Consider the following 15,104-nt stretch of genomic DNA (forward strand, 5'->3'; position numbering starts at 1 on the left):
AAATGCCAGGATTATTAGGAAAAAAAATCGGAATGACATCCGTTTTCAGTGCCGAGGGTAAGAATGTACCATGCACTGTTATCGAAGCAGGTCCTTGTGTTGTTACTCAAGTGAAAACTGTAGAAAAGGACGGTTATGAAGCTGTTCAGCTGGGCTTCCAAGATAAGAAGGAGAAGCACACTACAAAGCCTTTGATGGGGCACTTTAAAAAAGCTGGAGTAACTCCCAAGAAACACTTGGCTGAGTTCAAAGAATTTGAAACAGAGTTGAATCTGGGTGACACTGTTACTGTAGAACTGTTCAATGACACAACTTTTGTTGACGTTGTAGGTACCTCTAAGGGTAAGGGGTTTCAGGGCGTGGTAAAGCGCCACGGTTTCGGTGGTGTAGGCCAGACTACTCACGGTCAGCACAACCGCGCTCGTAAGCCGGGTTCTATTGGTGCTTGTTCTTACCCCGCAAAAGTATTCAAGGGAATGCGCATGGGTGGACAGCTTGGTGGCGACAGAGTAACTGTTCAAAACCTGCAGGTATTAAAGGTAATCGCGGAGCATAATCTTCTTTTGATTAAGGGGTCTGTTCCTGGTTGCAAAGGTTCAATCGTAATAATTGAGAAATAATGGAAGTTAACGTATATAACATTAAAGGTGAAGACACTGGGAGAAAGATTACGTTAAACGAGTCTATCTTCGGAATTGAGCCCAACGACCACGCTATCTACTTGGATGTTAAACAGTTTATGGCTAACCAGCGTCAGGGTACACACAAGTCAAAGGAAAGAAGCGAAATCAGTGGTTCTACTCGTAAAATCGGTCGCCAGAAAGGTGGCGGTGGTGCACGTCGTGGTGACATGAACTCACCGGTACTTGTTGGTGGTGGACGCGTATTCGGTCCGAAACCGAGAGATTACTACTTCAAATTAAACAAGAAAGTAAAGGCTCTGGCTCGTAAGTCAGCTTTGTCATACAAGGCTCAGAACAACGCGGTTGTAGTGGTGGAAGACTTCTCTTTTGAAGCTCCGAAGACTAAAGATTTCGTTGCAATGACAAAAAATCTTAAAGTTTCTGACAAAAAGCTGCTTGTGATTTTACCAGAAGCAAATAAAAACGTATATTTGTCGGCTCGTAATGTAAAGGGTGCTAATGTGCAGACTATCTCAGGGTTGAATACTTATAGAGTATTGGACGCTGGGGTTGTTGTGTTTGCTGAAAGTGCACTTTCTGCTATCGACAATATCTTAATGTAAAAAGGAGGCTTAAATAATGGGAATTATTATTAAACCGTTAGTGACAGAGAAGATGACTGCAATTACTGATAAAACGAACAATCGTTTCGGCTTTATCGTGCGTCCTGAAGCTAATAAACTGGAAATTAAGAAGGAAGTTGAAGCCCTTTACAACGTTACAGTAGTTGATGTGAATACGATGAAGTATGCCGGCAAAAATAAGAGCCGCTATACTCGTGCCGGTATCATCAACGGACGTACGAATGCGTTCAAGAAAGCTATCGTTACGTTGAAAGAAGGAGATACTATTGATTTTTATAGCAATATTTAATAAAAATGGCAGTACGTAAATTTAAGCCCACAACACCGGGGCAAAGACATAAAATTATTGGTACTTACGAAGAGATTACTGCACGGGTACCAGAAAAGTCTCTTGTATTTGGTAAGAAATCTTCAGGTGGTCGTAACAATGAAGGTAAGATGACTATGCGCTACATCGGTGGCGGTAGTAAGAAGATTATTCGTATCGTAGATTTCAAGAGAAATAAAGACGGTGTGCCTGCAGTAGTTAAAACAATTGAATATGATCCGAATCGTTCGGCTCGTATTGCTTTGTTGTTTTATGCAGATGGAGAAAAAAGATATATTATTGCTCCCAACGGATTGCAAGTTGGTATGACTTTGATGTCAGGTGAGGCTGCTGCTCCGGAAATCGGAAACGCACTTCCACTTCAGAATATTCCGGTCGGTACTGTAATTCACAACATCGAATTACGTCCGGGACAAGGCGCTGCCTTGGTTCGCTCGGCCGGTAACTTCGCTCAGTTGACTTCCAGAGAAGGTAAGTACTGCGTTATCAAGTTGCCTTCAGGGGAGGTTCGTCAGATCCTCAGTACTTGTAAGGCTACTATCGGTAGTGTAGGTAACTCAGATCATGGATTGGAAAGTTCGGGTAAAGCTGGACGTTCTCGCTGGTTAGGACGTCGTCCGCGTAACCGTGGTGTTGTTATGAACCCGGTTGATCACCCGATGGGTGGTGGTGAAGGACGTGCTTCAGGAGGACACCCGAGATCTCGTAAGGGATTGTATGCTAAGGGTCTTAAGACAAGAGCTCCGAAGAAACAATCGTCTAAGTATATTATTGAGAGAAGAAAGAAGTAATCTGATTAATTGAGTAAATTATGAGTCGTTCATTAAAAAAAGGTCCGTATATTAACGTTAAGCTTGAGAAGAAAGTGCTTGCCATGAATGAATCGGGCAAGAAAGTGGTAGTTAAGACCTGGGCCAGAGCTTCAATGATTTCGCCTGATTTCGTAGGCCATACTGTTGCAGTTCACAACGGAAATAAATTTATTCCTGTTTATGTTACCGAAAATATGGTAGGACACAAGTTGGGAGAATTTGCTCCAACTCGTACTTTCAGAGGACACGCTGGTAACAAGAAAAAATAAAACAGGATTTATCTGAAATAATAAAGTAATAATATAATGGGAGCAAGAAAAAAAATATCGGCTGAAAAAAGAAAAGAAGCCCTTAAGACCATGTATTTTGCGAAATTGCAAAATGTTCCTACTTCCCCCCGTAAAATGCGTCTCGTGGCTGACATGATTCGTGGGATGGAGGTGAACAGAGCACTCGGCGTTTTGAAGTTCTCTTCAAAAGAGGCTGCCGCAAGAGTGGAAAAGTTGCTGCGCTCTGCAATTGCTAACTGGGAGCAGAAAAACGAACGTAAAGCTGAAAGTGGCGAGCTGTTCGTAACCAAGATTTTTGTTGATGGTGGTGCCACACTCAAAAGAATGAGACCGGCTCCGCAGGGTAGAGGTTACAGAATTCGTAAACGTTCAAACCACGTAACGTTGTTCGTTGGTTCTAAAAGTAATAACGAAGATCAAAATTAAGGTAAATGGGACAAAAAGTTAATCCAATAAGCAACCGTTTAGGAATTATCAGAGGATGGGATTCCAATTGGTATGGTGGAAAGAATTACGGCGACTCTCTGCTGGAAGATAGCAAGATTCGTAAATATTTGAACGCTCGTCTGGCAAAGGCTAGTGTGTCAAGAATTGTAATTGAACGTACACTGAAACTCGTGACTATTACCGTTTGTACTGCACGTCCGGGTATCATTATCGGTAAAGGTGGCCAAGAAGTTGACAAGTTGAAGGAGGAGTTGAAGAAGGTTACGGATAAGGATATTCAGATTAATATCTTCGAAGTTAAAAGACCTGAGTTGGACGCTGTTATCGTGGCTAACAACATTGCCCGTCAGGTTGAAGGCAAAATTGCCTACCGTCGTGCCATTAAGATGGCCATTGCCAATACAATGCGTATGGGTGCGGAAGGTATCAAGATTCAGATTTCAGGACGTTTGAATGGTGCAGAAATGGCTCGTTCTGAAATGTATAAGGAAGGAAGAACTCCGTTGCACACTTTCAGAGCAGATATCGACTATTGTCATGCAGAAGCATTGACTAAGGTTGGTCTTCTCGGTATTAAAGTTTGGATTTGTAGAGGTGAAGTTTATGGTAAGAAGGAGTTGGCTCCGAACTTTACGCAAAGCAAGGAAAGTGGTCGTGGAAGCAATAGCGGAAACAATGGCGGAAAGAACTTCAAAAGAAAGAAAAATAATCGCTAACGAATTTGATTTTTAGGAATTATGTTACAACCGAAAAAAACAAAATTCAGAAGACAACAAAAAGGCCGTCAAAAGGGTAATGCCCAAAGAGGAAACCAGTTGGCTTTCGGATCTTTTGGTATTAAGGCCTTGGAAACGAAATGGATTACAGGCCGTCAGATTGAAGCTGCGCGTATTGCAGTGACAAGATATATGCAACGTCAAGGACAGATTTGGATTCGTATTTTCCCCGACAAGCCTATTACCAGAAAGCCAGCTGATGTGCGTATGGGTAAAGGTAAGGGTGCACCGGAGGGATTCGTTGCCCCAGTTACACCGGGTAGAATTATTATCGAAGCCGAAGGAGTATCTTATGAAATCGCTAAAGAGGCTTTGCGCTTAGCTGCACAGAAGCTTCCTATCACAACCAAGTTTGTGGTTAGACGTGATTATGATATTCAAAATCAAAATGCGTAAGGAGTATGAAAATAGCAGAAATTAAAGAGATGCCTACCAACGACTTGGTAGAAAGAGTTGAAGCAGAAGTAGCTAATTACAACCAAATGATTTTAAATCATTCTATTTCTCCTTTGGATAATCCTGCTCAGATCAAACAATTACGCAGGACTATTGCGCGTATGAAGACTGAATTACGCCAAAGAGAACTTAACAATAAATGATGAGCTTGATGGAAGCAAGAAATTTAAGAAAAGAAAGAACTGGGGTTGTGCTGAGCAACAAGATGGATAAGACCATTACAGTAGCAGCTAAGTTTAAGGAGAAACACCCCATATATGGTAAGTTCGTTAGCAAGACGAAGAAGTACCATGCTCATGATGAAAAGAATGAGTGCAATATCGGCGATACTGTACACATCATGGAAACTCGTCCTTTGAGCAAGACTAAGAGATGGAGATTGGTAGAAATAATTGAAAGAGCTAAGTAATTATGATACAAGTAGAATCCAGACTTACAGTATGTGATAATAGTGGGGCAAAAGAGGCTCTCTGTATCCGTGTTTTGGGTGGTACAGGTCGTCGCTATGCTTCAGTAGGGGACGTGATTGTCGTTTCTGTTAAGAGCGTTATCCCTTCAAGTGATATTAAAAAAGGTGCAGTGTCTAAAGCTTTGATCGTACGTACTAAGAAAGAAATCCGTCGTGCTGATGGCTCTTACATACGTTTTGATGATAATGCTTGCGTGTTGTTGAACAATGCAGGTGAAATTAGAGGTAGTCGTATTTTCGGTCCGGTAGCTCGTGAACTTCGTGCTACTAACATGAAAGTTGTGTCACTCGCTCCTGAAGTACTTTAATATTGTAAAAGATTTGAGTAATGAGTAAATTACATATTAAAAAAGGCGATACAGTTTATGTAAACTCCGGTGAAGACAAGGGTAAGACTGGTCGTGTATTGAAGGTTCTTGTTGATAAAAACCGCGCAATCGTTGAAGGTATCAACATGGTGTCTAAGAGCACAAAACCGAATGCTAAAAACCCACAAGGTGGCATTGTGAAGCAGGAAGCTTCTGTCCACTTGTCAAATTTGAATCCCGTTGATCCAAAGACTGGTAAAGCAACGCGTGTTGGTAGAAAAGTAAGTGCTGAAGGCACTTTAGTGCGTTATTCTAAAAAATCAGGAGAGGAGATTAAGTAATGAGTAATACTGCTAGCCTTAAGAAAGAATATGCAGACCGTATTGCGCCTGCATTGAAATCACAGTTCCAGTATTCTTCTTCTATGCAGATACCCGTACTTAAGAAGATTGTTATCAATCAAGGTTTGGGTATGGCTGTTGCTGACAAGAAGATTATTGAAGTGGCAATTAATGAAATGACTGCTATCACTGGTCAGAAAGCCGTGGCAACCATTTCTCGTAAGGATATTGCAAACTTTAAGTTGCGTAAGAAAATGCCGATTGGTGTTATGGTAACTCTGCGTCGTGAGAGAATGTACGAATTCCTTGAAAAGTTGGTTCGTGTAGCTCTGCCTCGTATTCGCGACTTCAAGGGTATTGAAAGTAAGTTCGATGGTAAGGGTAACTATACCCTTGGTATTCAGGAACAAATCATTTTCCCTGAAATTAATATCGATAGTATTACTAGAATTCTCGGAATGAATATTACCTTTGTAACCTCTGCGCAAACAGATGAAGAAGGGTATGCCTTGTTGAAGGAATTCGGTTTACCGTTTAAAAACGCTAAAAAAGATTGATAATATGGCAAAGGAATCAATGAAGGCACGTGAAGTAAAGCGTGCTAAATTAGTAGCCAGATATGCCGAGAAGAGAGCTGCGTTGAAGCAAATCGTTAGAACTGGTGATCCTGCTGAAGCTTTTGAAGCTGCACAGAAATTGCAGGACCTGCCTAAGAATTCTAATCCGATTCGTATGCACAACCGTTGCAAGCTGACTGGTCGTCCTAAAGGATATATCCGTCAGTTTGGTATCTCCAGAATCCAGTTCCGTGAGATGGCTTCTAACGGTCTTATTCCCGGTGTAAAGAAAGCAAGCTGGTAATTTTGTTTTTAAATATTGTCAGGGTAGGCCTGATTAATTTAATTTATTTTTTATATGACTGATCCAATAGCAGATTATTTGACGAGGTTGCGGAACGCTATTCAAGCGAAGCACAGAGTTGTGGAAGTTCCGGCTTCAAATTTGAAAAAAGAAATCACTAAGATTCTTTTTGAAAAGGGCTACATTCTTAATTATAAGTTTGTAGAAGATGGTCCTCAAGGTACAATTAAAGTTGCCTTGAAGTATGATCCGGTAAACAAGGTTAACGCTATCAAGAAGCTGGAGAGAATCTCTTCTCCGGGTTTGCGTCAATATACCGGTTATAAAGACATGCCGCGTGTTATTAATGGTTTGGGTATTGCTATAATATCTACTTCCAAGGGTGTAATGACCAACAAAGAAGCCGCTGAACTAAAGATTGGTGGTGAAGTTTTGTGTTATGTATATTAATAGGAGGAATTAGCAATGTCAAGAATAGGAAAATTACCCATTAGTATTCCCGCTGGAGTAACAGTTACTCTGAAAGATGACGTGGTTACCGTTAAGGGACCCAAAGGCGAAATGAGCCAATATGTAAATCCTGCTATCAATGTTACCATCGAAGACGGTCATGTTGTTTTGGCTGAGAATGAAAATGCAATGCTGGATAATCCTAAGCAAAAGCATGCATTCCATGGATTATACCGTTCATTGGTACACAACATGGTTGTTGGTGTATCAGAAGGATATAAGAAAGAATTGGAACTTGTCGGTGTAGGTTACCGTGCCTCTAACCAGGGAAATATCATTGAACTGGCTTTAGGTTATACTCACAGTATCTTTATACAGTTGCCTCCTGAAGTTAAAGTTGAGACTAAGTCTGAAAGAAACAAGAATCCTTTGATTATATTGGAATCTTGCGACAAGCAGTTACTTGGTCAAGTTTGCTCTAAAATACGTTCTTTCCGTAAGCCTGAACCGTATAAGGGTAAGGGTATTAAGTTTGTTGGCGAAGAAATTCGTAGAAAGTCTGGTAAATCAGCTGGTGCTAAATAATCATTTAAATTGATATTATTATGACAACAAAAATAGAAAGACGAATTAAGATCAAATATAGAGTACGCAACAAAATTTCAGGTACTACTGAATGCCCGCGTATGAGTGTATTTAGAAGTAACAAGCAAATCTATGTTCAGATTATCGACGACTTGTCCGGTAAGACATTGGCTGCCGCTTCTTCTTTGGGTATGACTGAAAAAATGCCTAAGAAGGAACAAGCTGCTAAAGTAGGTGAACTGATTGCGAAAAAAGCTCAGGAAGCAGGTATTACTACTGTTGTTTTCGACCGTAATGGTTACTTGTATCATGGGAGAGTAAAAGAGGTGGCTGATGCTGCCCGTAACGGTGGACTTAAATTTTAATCATTATGGCAGGACTTAATAATAGAGTTAAGATTACAAACGATATAGAGCTGAAAGACAGATTGGTTGCTATTAATCGTGTAACCAAAGTAACCAAAGGTGGTAGAACTTTTAGTTTCTCTGCTATTGTGGTAGTAGGAAACGAAGAAGGCATCATCGGTTGGGGCCTTGGTAAAGCTGGTGAAGTAACCGCTGCTATTGCCAAAGGTGTTGAATCTGCAAAGAAAAACCTGACAAGAGTGCCTGTACTGAAAGGTACAGTTCCTCACGAACAGTCTGCAAAGTTCGGTGGCGCTGAAGTATTTATTAAACCGGCTTCTCACGGTACCGGTGTTGTTGCTGGCGGTGCAATGCGTGCCGTATTGGAAAGTGTTGGTGTAACAGACGTTTTGGCTAAGTCAAAAGGTTCTTCCAACCCGCACAACTTGGTAAAGGCTACTATCTTGGCATTGAGTGAAATGCGCGATGCTCGTATGGTTGCCCAGAACAGAGGAGTTAGTATGGAAAAAGTATTTAGAGGATAAGGAGGAAGAATATGTCGACTATAAAGATTAAACAAGTTAAAAGTAGAATTGGTGCTCCTGCTGATCAGAAGAGAACTCTCGATGCACTGGGGCTTCATAAGTTGAATCGTGTGGTTGAACACGAATGTACTCCTTCAATTCTTGGAATGGTGGATAAGGTTAAACACTTGGTTACCATTGTTAAGTAATTATTTGTTGAATATAAAACGAATTACAATATGAACTTAAGTAATTTAAAACCTGCAGAGGGATCTACTAAAACAAGAAAGAGAATTGGACGTGGTCCGGGTTCTGGCTTGGGAGGTACTTCTACTAGAGGTCATAAAGGAGCTAAATCAAGATCTGGATACTCTAAGAAAATCGGTTTTGAAGGTGGTCAGATGCCTCTTCAACGTCGTGTTCCTAAGTTTGGCTTTAAAAATATCAATCGTGTAGAGTATAAGGCTATCAACTTGGATACAATTCAGAAATTGGCTGAAGCAAAGAACTTGCAGACTGTAGGTATCAGTGACTTCATTGCTGCTGGTTTCATTTCTGCAAGCCAGTTGGTAAAAGTATTAGGTAACGGAACTTTGACTGCTAAGTTGGATGTACAGGCACATGCATTTTCTAAGACTGCTGTTGCTGCCATCGAAGCTGCTGGTGGACAAGTAGTAAAACTCTAATTCAATGAGAAAAGCTATTGAAACATTAAAGAATATATGGAAAATTGAGGATCTGAGACAACGGATCCTCATTACCATATTGTTTGTGGCAATCTACCGTTTTGGTTCGTATGTCGTTTTGCCGGGGATCAATCCGTCAATGCTGACACAATTGCATCAACAGACAAGCGAAGGTCTTTTAGCCTTGTTAAACATGTTTTCCGGAGGAGCATTTTCCAATGCTTCTATTTTTGCATTGGGTATCATGCCGTACATCTCTGCCTCCATTGTGATTCAGCTGCTGGGTATTGCGGTTCCGTATTTCCAAAAATTGCAGCGCGAAGGTGAGAGTGGTAGAAGAAAAATGAATCAATATACTCGTTATCTGACGATTCTTATTCTTTTGGTTCAGGCTCCTTCTTATTTGCTCAATCTTAAGATGCAGGCTGGTCCTTCTTTAAATGCTTCATTAGATTGGACTCTGTTTATGTTTACTTCTACCATTATTTTAGCGGCTGGAAGTATGTTTATTTTGTGGCTTGGTGAGAGAATTACGGATAAGGGTATCGGTAATGGTATTTCGCTGATTATCATGATTGGTATCATCGCCCGTCTGCCGCAGTCCTTATTCCAGGAATTGATTTCCCGTATGACGGACAAGACTGGTGGTCTGGTAATGTTCCTGATTGAGCTTGTTGTGTTGCTGGTTGTTATTGCATTCGCTATTCTTTTGGTGCAGGGAACTAGAAAGATTCCTGTTCAATATGCGAAGAAGATTGTGGGTAACAAGCAATATGGCGGTGCTAGACAGTATATTCCTTTGAAGGTGAATGCTGCTAACGTGATGCCTATCATTTTTGCTCAGGCTATCATGTTTATTCCTATCACTCTTGTTGGGTTCTCGAATGTAAATGATGCAAGCGGTTTCGTACGTGCATTGACTGATCATACAAGCTTTTGGTATAATTTGATTTTTGCAGTGTTGATTATATTGTTTACGTATTTCTATACTGCAATTACTATTAATCCGACTCAGATGGCTGAAGATATGAAGAGAAACAATGGTTTTATTCCGGGTATCAAGCCAGGAAAGCAAACTGCCGAGTATATTGACGTGATTATGTCACGTATTACTTTGCCTGGTTCTTTCTTCTTGGCCTTGGTTGCCATTATGCCTGCATTTGCCGGCATATTCGGTGTGAAAGCTGAGTTTGCTCAATTCTTTGGCGGTACATCTTTGTTAATCCTTGTGGGTGTGGTGCTTGATACTCTCCAGCAGGTAGAAAGTCATTTGTTAATGAGACACTATGACGGTTTGCTGAAATCCGGACGTATTAAAGGCCGCAGTGGTAATGTAGCTGCATATTAATCTTTTTTGAAGAATGATATTTCTTAAAACAGAAGATGAAATAGAGCTGCTCCGCAGGAGTAATTTGCTTGTTGGAAAGACGTTGGCTGAGATAGCTAAGGTTATAAGGCCCGGAGTGACAACAAAAGAGCTGGATAGGGTAGCGGAAGAGTTCATCAGAGACAATGGTGCTGTTCCAACCTTTAAAGGTTTTCCTAATCAATATGGCGATCCGTTTCCAGCTTCTATTTGCACATCTGTAAATGACCAAGTGGTACATGGTATTCCGGGAGATAATGTGGTATTGAAAGACGGTGATATCGTGTCTGTTGATTGTGGTACTTACATGAATGGCTTTTGTGGCGACTCAGCTTATACGTTTTGTGTAGGTGAAGTTGACGAAGAGGTCCGCAAATTACTGAAGGTTACTAAAGAAGCATTGTACATAGGGATACAGAATGCCGTTCACGGCAAGCGGTTGGGTGATATCGGCTATGCGATACAGCAGCACTGCGAATCTAATTCTTATGGTGTGGTGCGTGAGTTTGTGGGTCACGGAATAGGCAAGGAAATGCATGAAGATCCTCAGGTCCCCAATTACGGAAAACGTGGTTATGGGACAATGCTGAAGAAAGGCTTGTGCATTGCCATTGAACCGATGATAACTTTAGGTAACCGACAAATACTCATGGAGCGTGATGGCTGGACGGTGAGGACAAAAGACCGCAAGTGTGCAGCTCATTTTGAACATACGATAGCAGTCGGTGCTGGTGAAGCTGATATATTGTCATCATTCGAGTTCATTGAAGAAGTATTAGGAGATAAAGCAATTTAAGAAATTAATATGGCAAAGCAATCTGCAATAGAACAAGATGGAGTTATAGTTGAAGCATTGTCTAATGCAATGTTTCGTGTTGAATTAGAAAACGGACATGAGATTACTGCACATATTTCCGGTAAGATGCGGATGCATTACATCAAAATCCTGCCAGGGGATAAAGTAAGAGTCGAAATGTCTCCTTATGATTTATCGAAAGGAAGAATTGTATTTAGATATAAATAAAATTAAGATATGAAAGTAAGAGCATCCTTAAAGAAACGTACGCCAGAGTGTAAGATCGTTAGACGTAATGGCCGTTTGTATGTTATTAACAAGAAAAATCCTAAGTATAAACAACGTCAAGGATAATATTATTATTTTTGCAAAAAAAATAATTTAGTATATGGCTATAAGAATAGTTGGTGTCGATTTGCCTCAAAACAAGAGAGGTGAAATTGCGTTGACCTATGTATATGGTATAGGTCGTAGTAGTTCAGCAAAAATTTTGGATAAAGCAGGTGTTGACAGAGACCTGAAAGTAAAAGACTGGACGGATGATCAGGCTGCCAAGATTCGTGAGATCATTGGTGCAGAGTATAAGGTTGAAGGTGATCTTCGTTCTGAAGTTCAATTGAACATTAAGCGTTTAATGGATATCGGTTGCTATCGTGGTGTTCGTCATCGTATTGGTCTTCCAGTAAGAGGTCAGAGCACAAAGAACAATGCCCGTACTCGTAAGGGTAGAAAGAAAACCGTTGCTAATAAGAAAAAAGCTACTAAATAATAATTGTTGATATGGCAAAAAAAACAGTTGCAGCAAAAAAGAGAAATGTGAAGGTTGATGCTAATGGACAGTTGCATGTTCATTCATCTTTTAACAACATTATTGTTTCTCTGGCAAACAGCGAAGGTCAGATCATTTCTTGGTCTTCTGCCGGAAAGATGGGTTTTAGAGGTTCAAAGAAGAACACTCCCTACGCAGCACAGATGGCTGCTCAAGATTGTGCTAAGATAGCATACGATCTTGGCTTGAGAAAGGTAAAAGCATATGTGAAGGGCCCGGGTAACGGACGTGAGTCTGCTATTAGAACTATCCACGGTGCAGGTATCGAGGTTACTGAAATCATTGACGTAACTCCGCTTCCGCACAATGGTTGTCGTCCTCCGAAAAGACGTAGAGTTTAAAATTTACCTTTAATAGAAGTGAGACTTGATTTTGTTATTGGATTGTAAACTTTCTCTCTGCAATCGCGGCTGCAACAAACCCAAGTTCATGAATAAACAATTAAATATTTAAAAGAAATGGCTAGATATACTGGACCAAAATCAAGAATAGCCCGTAAATTCGGTGAAGGTATCTTTGGAGCAGATAAAGTATTGTCAAAGAAGAACTATCCTCCCGGACAGCACGGTAATTCCAGAAAGAGAAAGACTTCTGAATACGGTGTTCAACTTCGTGAGAAACAGAAGGCTAAATATACTTATGGCGTTTTGGAAAAACAATTCCGCAACTTGTTTGAGAAGGCTGAGACTGCTAAAGGTATTACTGGTGAAATCCTTCTCCAATTGTTGGAAGGTCGCCTTGACAATATCGTATTCCGTTTGGGTATTGCTCCTACTCGCGCAGCTGCTCGTCAGTTGGTGAGCCACAAGCACATTACTGTAGACGGTGAGGTTGTGAATATTCCTTCTTATGCAGTAAAACCGGGTCAGGTGATCGGTGTTCGTGAAAGATCCAAATCATTGGAAGTTATCGCTAACTCACTGGCTGGTTTTAACCATAGCAAATATCCTTGGTTGGAATGGGATGATAACTCTAAGGTTGGCAAATTGCTGCATGTACCTGAAAGAGCAGACATTCCTGAAAACATTAAAGAGCATTTGATCGTAGAATTGTATTCTAAATAATAATTAATTTCATGGCGATATTAGCATTTCAAAAACCTGATAAAGTATTAATGTTGGAAGCGGACTCTAGATTCGGAAAATTCGAATTTCGTCCGTTGGAGCCCGGTTTCGGTATTACCGTGGGTAATGCACTGCGCCGCATCCTGCTTTCTTCATTGGAAGGTTTTGCTATCACTACTATCAAGATAGACGGTGTTGAGCATGAATTTTCCAGTGTTCCGGGGGCAAAAGAGGATGTTACTAACATTATCTTGAATCTGAAACAAGTGAGATTCAAGCAAGTAGTTGAAGAATTCGAGAGTGAGAAAGTAAGTATTACGGTCGAGAATTCAAGTGAATTTAAAGCAGGTGACATAGGTAAGTATTTGACTGGATTTGAAGTGTTAAATCCTGAATTAGTTATTTGTCATTTAGATTCAAAGTCAACTATGCAGATAGATATTACGATCAACAAAGGTCGTGGTTATGTTCCTGCTGACGAAAACCGCGAATATTGCACCGATGTGAACGTAATTCCTATCGATTCTATTTATACTCCGATACGTAATGTGAAGTATCAGGTAGAGAACTTCCGTGTAGAGCAGAAGACCGACTACGAGAAACTGGTACTTGAGATTACTACCGACGGTTCCATTCATCCGAAAGAAGCCCTGAAAGAAGCAGCAAAGATTCTGATTTATCACTTCATGCTTTTCTCTGACGAGAAGATTACGCTGGAAACAAATGATGCTGACGGCAATGAAGAGTTTGATGAAGAAGTATTGCACATGCGTCAGTTGCTGAAGACCAAGCTCGTTGATATGGATCTCTCTGTACGTGCCCTCAACTGTCTGAAGGCTGCAGATGTAGAGACTCTTGGTGACTTGGTACAATTCAACAAGACGGATTTGCTGAAATTCAGAAACTTCGGAAAGAAATCGCTTACCGAGCTTGATGATTTGCTGGAAAGTCTGAATCTGTCGTTTGGAACTGATATTTCTAAATATAAATTAGATAAAGAATAAAAAATGAGACATAATAAGAAATTCAACCATTTGGGTCGTACTGCCTCTCATAGAAACGCTATGTTGGCTAATATGGCGTGTTCTTTGATTAAGCACAAAAGAATCACTACGACCGTTGCAAAGGCTAAAGCTCTGAAGAAGTTTGTTGAGCCTTTGATTACAAAGGCTAAAGACGATACGACTAATTCCCGTCGTGTTGTATTTCGCAATTTGCAAGACAAGTATGCTGTAACTGAACTGTTTAAAGAAATCTCTGTGAAGATTGCTGATCGTCCGGGTGGTTACACTCGTATTATCAAGACTGGTAACCGTTTGGGTGACAACGCAGAAATGTGCTTCATTGAACTCGTTGACTACAACGAAAATATGGCTAAGGAAAAGGTTGCCAAGAAGGCTACTCGTACCCGCCGTTCAAAGAAAGCCGCTGCTACTGAAGCTGCTCCTGCTGCAGAAACATCTGCACCGGTTGCCGAAGCTCCTGCTGCTGAGGAAGCTAAAGCTGAATAATTCAACTATTCTTTTTATATATAGAAGCCGTTCCAATTTGTTTGGAACGGCTTTTTTTTCCTATAAATCATCCAAGAAACATTAAAAGATGTGTGCACAAAACAAATTCCTGGTAGAAACTGTTATATTTGCACATAGATATGGCTAAATTCTTAAGATTCATAGGATTCATGGTGCTTGCATTGGCTTTATGGCAGACTGCAAGCGATGCATTTGCAAATAAAGCGGCAAGTGGGGGGAATGTTGTGAGTGAGAATACTATTGCCGTACATGAGCAGACTGATGCCTATATTGCGATGCCTCAATTACCTTATCTGCCGGATGCAGAGCTGGCGGGCATGGGTGGACAATTACATTCGCTGACGTACTCCCGTATACAGCGTATTTCTACCACGGAATATATATTTTCTTTAAAGGACTGGATTGACAAACTGGCCCAGCGAGCGGCTGTTTTGTCTCTGCATCGTGAGAAACTCTATGATGCCACTGCCTATTATCGTTGCCAGCCGGTGTGCGAATATTACATTTTCACACTAAGGCGTATTCTCATTTAGTGTTTTATTGAATCTTCCTTTTTCCCTTGTGTATGGTCAG

At 40.8% G+C, this 15,104-nt stretch carries 30 protein-coding genes; all 30 read left to right on the forward strand.

The window, feature by feature from the left end; genetic code table 11:
- Positions 1–2 precede the first annotated feature (2 nt).
- Complete coding sequence (gene rplC, locus H1A11_RS17210; protein WP_117601005.1) at positions 3–620, forward strand: 50S ribosomal protein L3; 618 nt, start codon at positions 3–5, stop codon at positions 618–620.
- Positions 620–1,246, forward strand: coding sequence for a 50S ribosomal protein L4 (gene rplD, locus H1A11_RS17215; protein WP_005825707.1), 627 nt, complete (start codon positions 620–622; stop codon positions 1,244–1,246). The genes rplC and rplD overlap by 1 nt, the downstream gene beginning before the upstream one ends.
- Before the next feature lie 16 nt (positions 1,247–1,262).
- Positions 1,263–1,556, forward strand: a complete 294-nt coding sequence (gene rplW, locus H1A11_RS17220) for a 50S ribosomal protein L23 (protein WP_005825706.1) — start codon at positions 1,263–1,265, stop codon at positions 1,554–1,556.
- A 5-nt stretch (positions 1,557–1,561) separates the two neighbouring features.
- Positions 1,562–2,386 carry a 50S ribosomal protein L2 gene (gene rplB, locus H1A11_RS17225; RefSeq protein ID WP_117601006.1) on the forward strand — a complete coding sequence of 275 codons (825 nt, stop codon included), beginning with the start codon at positions 1,562–1,564 and terminating at the stop codon, positions 2,384–2,386.
- Positions 2,387–2,406: 20 nt separating this feature from the next.
- Positions 2,407–2,676, forward strand: a complete 270-nt coding sequence (gene rpsS, locus H1A11_RS17230) for a 30S ribosomal protein S19 (protein ID WP_002558070.1) — start codon at positions 2,407–2,409, stop codon at positions 2,674–2,676.
- 36 nt (positions 2,677–2,712) lie between these two features.
- Positions 2,713–3,123, forward strand: coding sequence for a 50S ribosomal protein L22 (gene rplV / locus H1A11_RS17235; RefSeq protein ID WP_004291236.1), 411 nt, complete (start codon positions 2,713–2,715; stop codon positions 3,121–3,123).
- 5 nt (positions 3,124–3,128) lie between these two features.
- A complete protein-coding gene (gene rpsC / locus H1A11_RS17240; RefSeq protein ID WP_004291235.1) occupies positions 3,129–3,860 on the forward strand; it encodes a 30S ribosomal protein S3 in 732 nt (243 codons plus the stop codon).
- 21 nt (positions 3,861–3,881) lie between these two features.
- Positions 3,882–4,316 carry a 50S ribosomal protein L16 gene (gene rplP, locus H1A11_RS17245; RefSeq protein ID WP_004291234.1) on the forward strand — a complete coding sequence of 145 codons (435 nt, stop codon included), beginning with the start codon at positions 3,882–3,884 and terminating at the stop codon, positions 4,314–4,316.
- 5 nt (positions 4,317–4,321) lie between these two features.
- Positions 4,322–4,519 (forward strand): 50S ribosomal protein L29, encoded by a 198-nt coding sequence (rpmC, locus tag H1A11_RS17250; protein WP_117601007.1) that lies wholly within the window; start codon positions 4,322–4,324, stop codon positions 4,517–4,519.
- A complete protein-coding gene (rpsQ, locus tag H1A11_RS17255; RefSeq protein ID WP_005825701.1) occupies positions 4,516–4,785 on the forward strand; it encodes a 30S ribosomal protein S17 in 270 nt (89 codons plus the stop codon). Before rpmC ends, rpsQ begins: the two co-directional genes overlap by 4 nt.
- 2 nt (positions 4,786–4,787) lie before the next feature.
- Entirely contained in the window at positions 4,788–5,153 is a 366-nt protein-coding gene (gene rplN / locus H1A11_RS17260; RefSeq protein ID WP_005825700.1) for a 50S ribosomal protein L14, read from the forward strand.
- Positions 5,154–5,173: 20 nt separating this feature from the next.
- Entirely contained in the window at positions 5,174–5,494 is a 321-nt protein-coding gene (gene rplX, locus H1A11_RS17265) for a 50S ribosomal protein L24 (RefSeq protein ID WP_117601008.1), read from the forward strand.
- The gene (gene rplE, locus H1A11_RS17270; RefSeq protein ID WP_117601009.1) at positions 5,494–6,051 is read left to right on the forward strand and encodes a 50S ribosomal protein L5; all 558 of its coding nucleotides are present in this window, start codon (positions 5,494–5,496) and stop codon (positions 6,049–6,051) included. The genes rplX and rplE overlap by 1 nt, the downstream gene beginning before the upstream one ends.
- A gap of 4 nt (positions 6,052–6,055) precedes the next feature.
- The gene (gene rpsN / locus H1A11_RS17275; protein WP_005825697.1) at positions 6,056–6,355 is read left to right on the forward strand and encodes a 30S ribosomal protein S14; all 300 of its coding nucleotides are present in this window, start codon (positions 6,056–6,058) and stop codon (positions 6,353–6,355) included.
- A gap of 54 nt (positions 6,356–6,409) precedes the next feature.
- Complete coding sequence (gene rpsH / locus H1A11_RS17280) at positions 6,410–6,805, forward strand: 30S ribosomal protein S8 (RefSeq protein WP_004291226.1); 396 nt, start codon at positions 6,410–6,412, stop codon at positions 6,803–6,805.
- 15 nt (positions 6,806–6,820) lie between these two features.
- Positions 6,821–7,390 carry a 50S ribosomal protein L6 gene (rplF, locus tag H1A11_RS17285; protein ID WP_005825696.1) on the forward strand — a complete coding sequence of 190 codons (570 nt, stop codon included), beginning with the start codon at positions 6,821–6,823 and terminating at the stop codon, positions 7,388–7,390.
- 20 nt (positions 7,391–7,410) lie between these two features.
- Positions 7,411–7,755: a 50S ribosomal protein L18 gene (rplR, locus tag H1A11_RS17290; protein ID WP_005656518.1), complete on the forward strand. Its 345-nt coding sequence runs from the start codon at positions 7,411–7,413 to the stop codon at positions 7,753–7,755.
- 5 nt (positions 7,756–7,760) lie between these two features.
- Positions 7,761–8,279, forward strand: a complete 519-nt coding sequence (gene rpsE / locus H1A11_RS17295) for a 30S ribosomal protein S5 (protein WP_005825693.1) — start codon at positions 7,761–7,763, stop codon at positions 8,277–8,279.
- Positions 8,280–8,290: 11 nt separating this feature from the next.
- The gene (gene rpmD / locus H1A11_RS17300; protein ID WP_004291222.1) at positions 8,291–8,467 is read left to right on the forward strand and encodes a 50S ribosomal protein L30; all 177 of its coding nucleotides are present in this window, start codon (positions 8,291–8,293) and stop codon (positions 8,465–8,467) included.
- Between the two features lie 30 nt (positions 8,468–8,497).
- Positions 8,498–8,944 carry a 50S ribosomal protein L15 gene (gene rplO, locus H1A11_RS17305; protein WP_005825692.1) on the forward strand — a complete coding sequence of 149 codons (447 nt, stop codon included), beginning with the start codon at positions 8,498–8,500 and terminating at the stop codon, positions 8,942–8,944.
- Between the two features lie 4 nt (positions 8,945–8,948).
- Positions 8,949–10,292, forward strand: a complete 1,344-nt coding sequence (gene secY / locus H1A11_RS17310; RefSeq protein ID WP_005825690.1) for a preprotein translocase subunit SecY — start codon at positions 8,949–8,951, stop codon at positions 10,290–10,292.
- A gap of 13 nt (positions 10,293–10,305) precedes the next feature.
- Positions 10,306–11,106, forward strand: coding sequence for a type I methionyl aminopeptidase (gene map, locus H1A11_RS17315; protein ID WP_117601010.1), 801 nt, complete (start codon positions 10,306–10,308; stop codon positions 11,104–11,106).
- Positions 11,107–11,115: 9 nt separating this feature from the next.
- Positions 11,116–11,334, forward strand: coding sequence for a translation initiation factor IF-1 (gene infA, locus H1A11_RS17320; protein ID WP_002558052.1), 219 nt, complete (start codon positions 11,116–11,118; stop codon positions 11,332–11,334).
- A 9-nt stretch (positions 11,335–11,343) separates the two neighbouring features.
- A complete protein-coding gene (gene ykgO / locus H1A11_RS17325; protein WP_002558051.1) occupies positions 11,344–11,460 on the forward strand; it encodes a type B 50S ribosomal protein L36 in 117 nt (38 codons plus the stop codon).
- Between the two features lie 34 nt (positions 11,461–11,494).
- On the forward strand, positions 11,495–11,875 hold the full coding sequence (gene rpsM, locus H1A11_RS17330) for a 30S ribosomal protein S13 (RefSeq protein WP_005941839.1): 381 nt from the start codon (positions 11,495–11,497) through the stop codon (positions 11,873–11,875).
- Between the two features lie 11 nt (positions 11,876–11,886).
- Entirely contained in the window at positions 11,887–12,276 is a 390-nt protein-coding gene (rpsK, locus tag H1A11_RS17335; RefSeq protein WP_002558049.1) for a 30S ribosomal protein S11, read from the forward strand.
- 117 nt (positions 12,277–12,393) lie between these two features.
- Positions 12,394–12,999: a 30S ribosomal protein S4 gene (rpsD, locus tag H1A11_RS17340; protein WP_005825685.1), complete on the forward strand. Its 606-nt coding sequence runs from the start codon at positions 12,394–12,396 to the stop codon at positions 12,997–12,999.
- Positions 13,000–13,010: 11 nt separating this feature from the next.
- The gene (locus H1A11_RS17345) at positions 13,011–14,003 is read left to right on the forward strand and encodes a DNA-directed RNA polymerase subunit alpha (protein ID WP_117601011.1); all 993 of its coding nucleotides are present in this window, start codon (positions 13,011–13,013) and stop codon (positions 14,001–14,003) included.
- 3 nt (positions 14,004–14,006) lie between these two features.
- The gene (gene rplQ / locus H1A11_RS17350; RefSeq protein WP_181757501.1) at positions 14,007–14,510 is read left to right on the forward strand and encodes a 50S ribosomal protein L17; all 504 of its coding nucleotides are present in this window, start codon (positions 14,007–14,009) and stop codon (positions 14,508–14,510) included.
- Positions 14,511–14,650: 140 nt separating this feature from the next.
- The gene (locus H1A11_RS17355; RefSeq protein WP_117601013.1) at positions 14,651–15,064 is read left to right on the forward strand and encodes a hypothetical protein; all 414 of its coding nucleotides are present in this window, start codon (positions 14,651–14,653) and stop codon (positions 15,062–15,064) included.
- The last annotated feature ends 40 nt before the right edge of the window (positions 15,065–15,104 follow it).

The sequence above is a fragment of the Bacteroides sp. CACC 737 genome (assembly GCF_013874375.1).
GTDB lineage: Bacteria > Bacteroidota > Bacteroidia > Bacteroidales > Bacteroidaceae > Bacteroides > Bacteroides uniformis.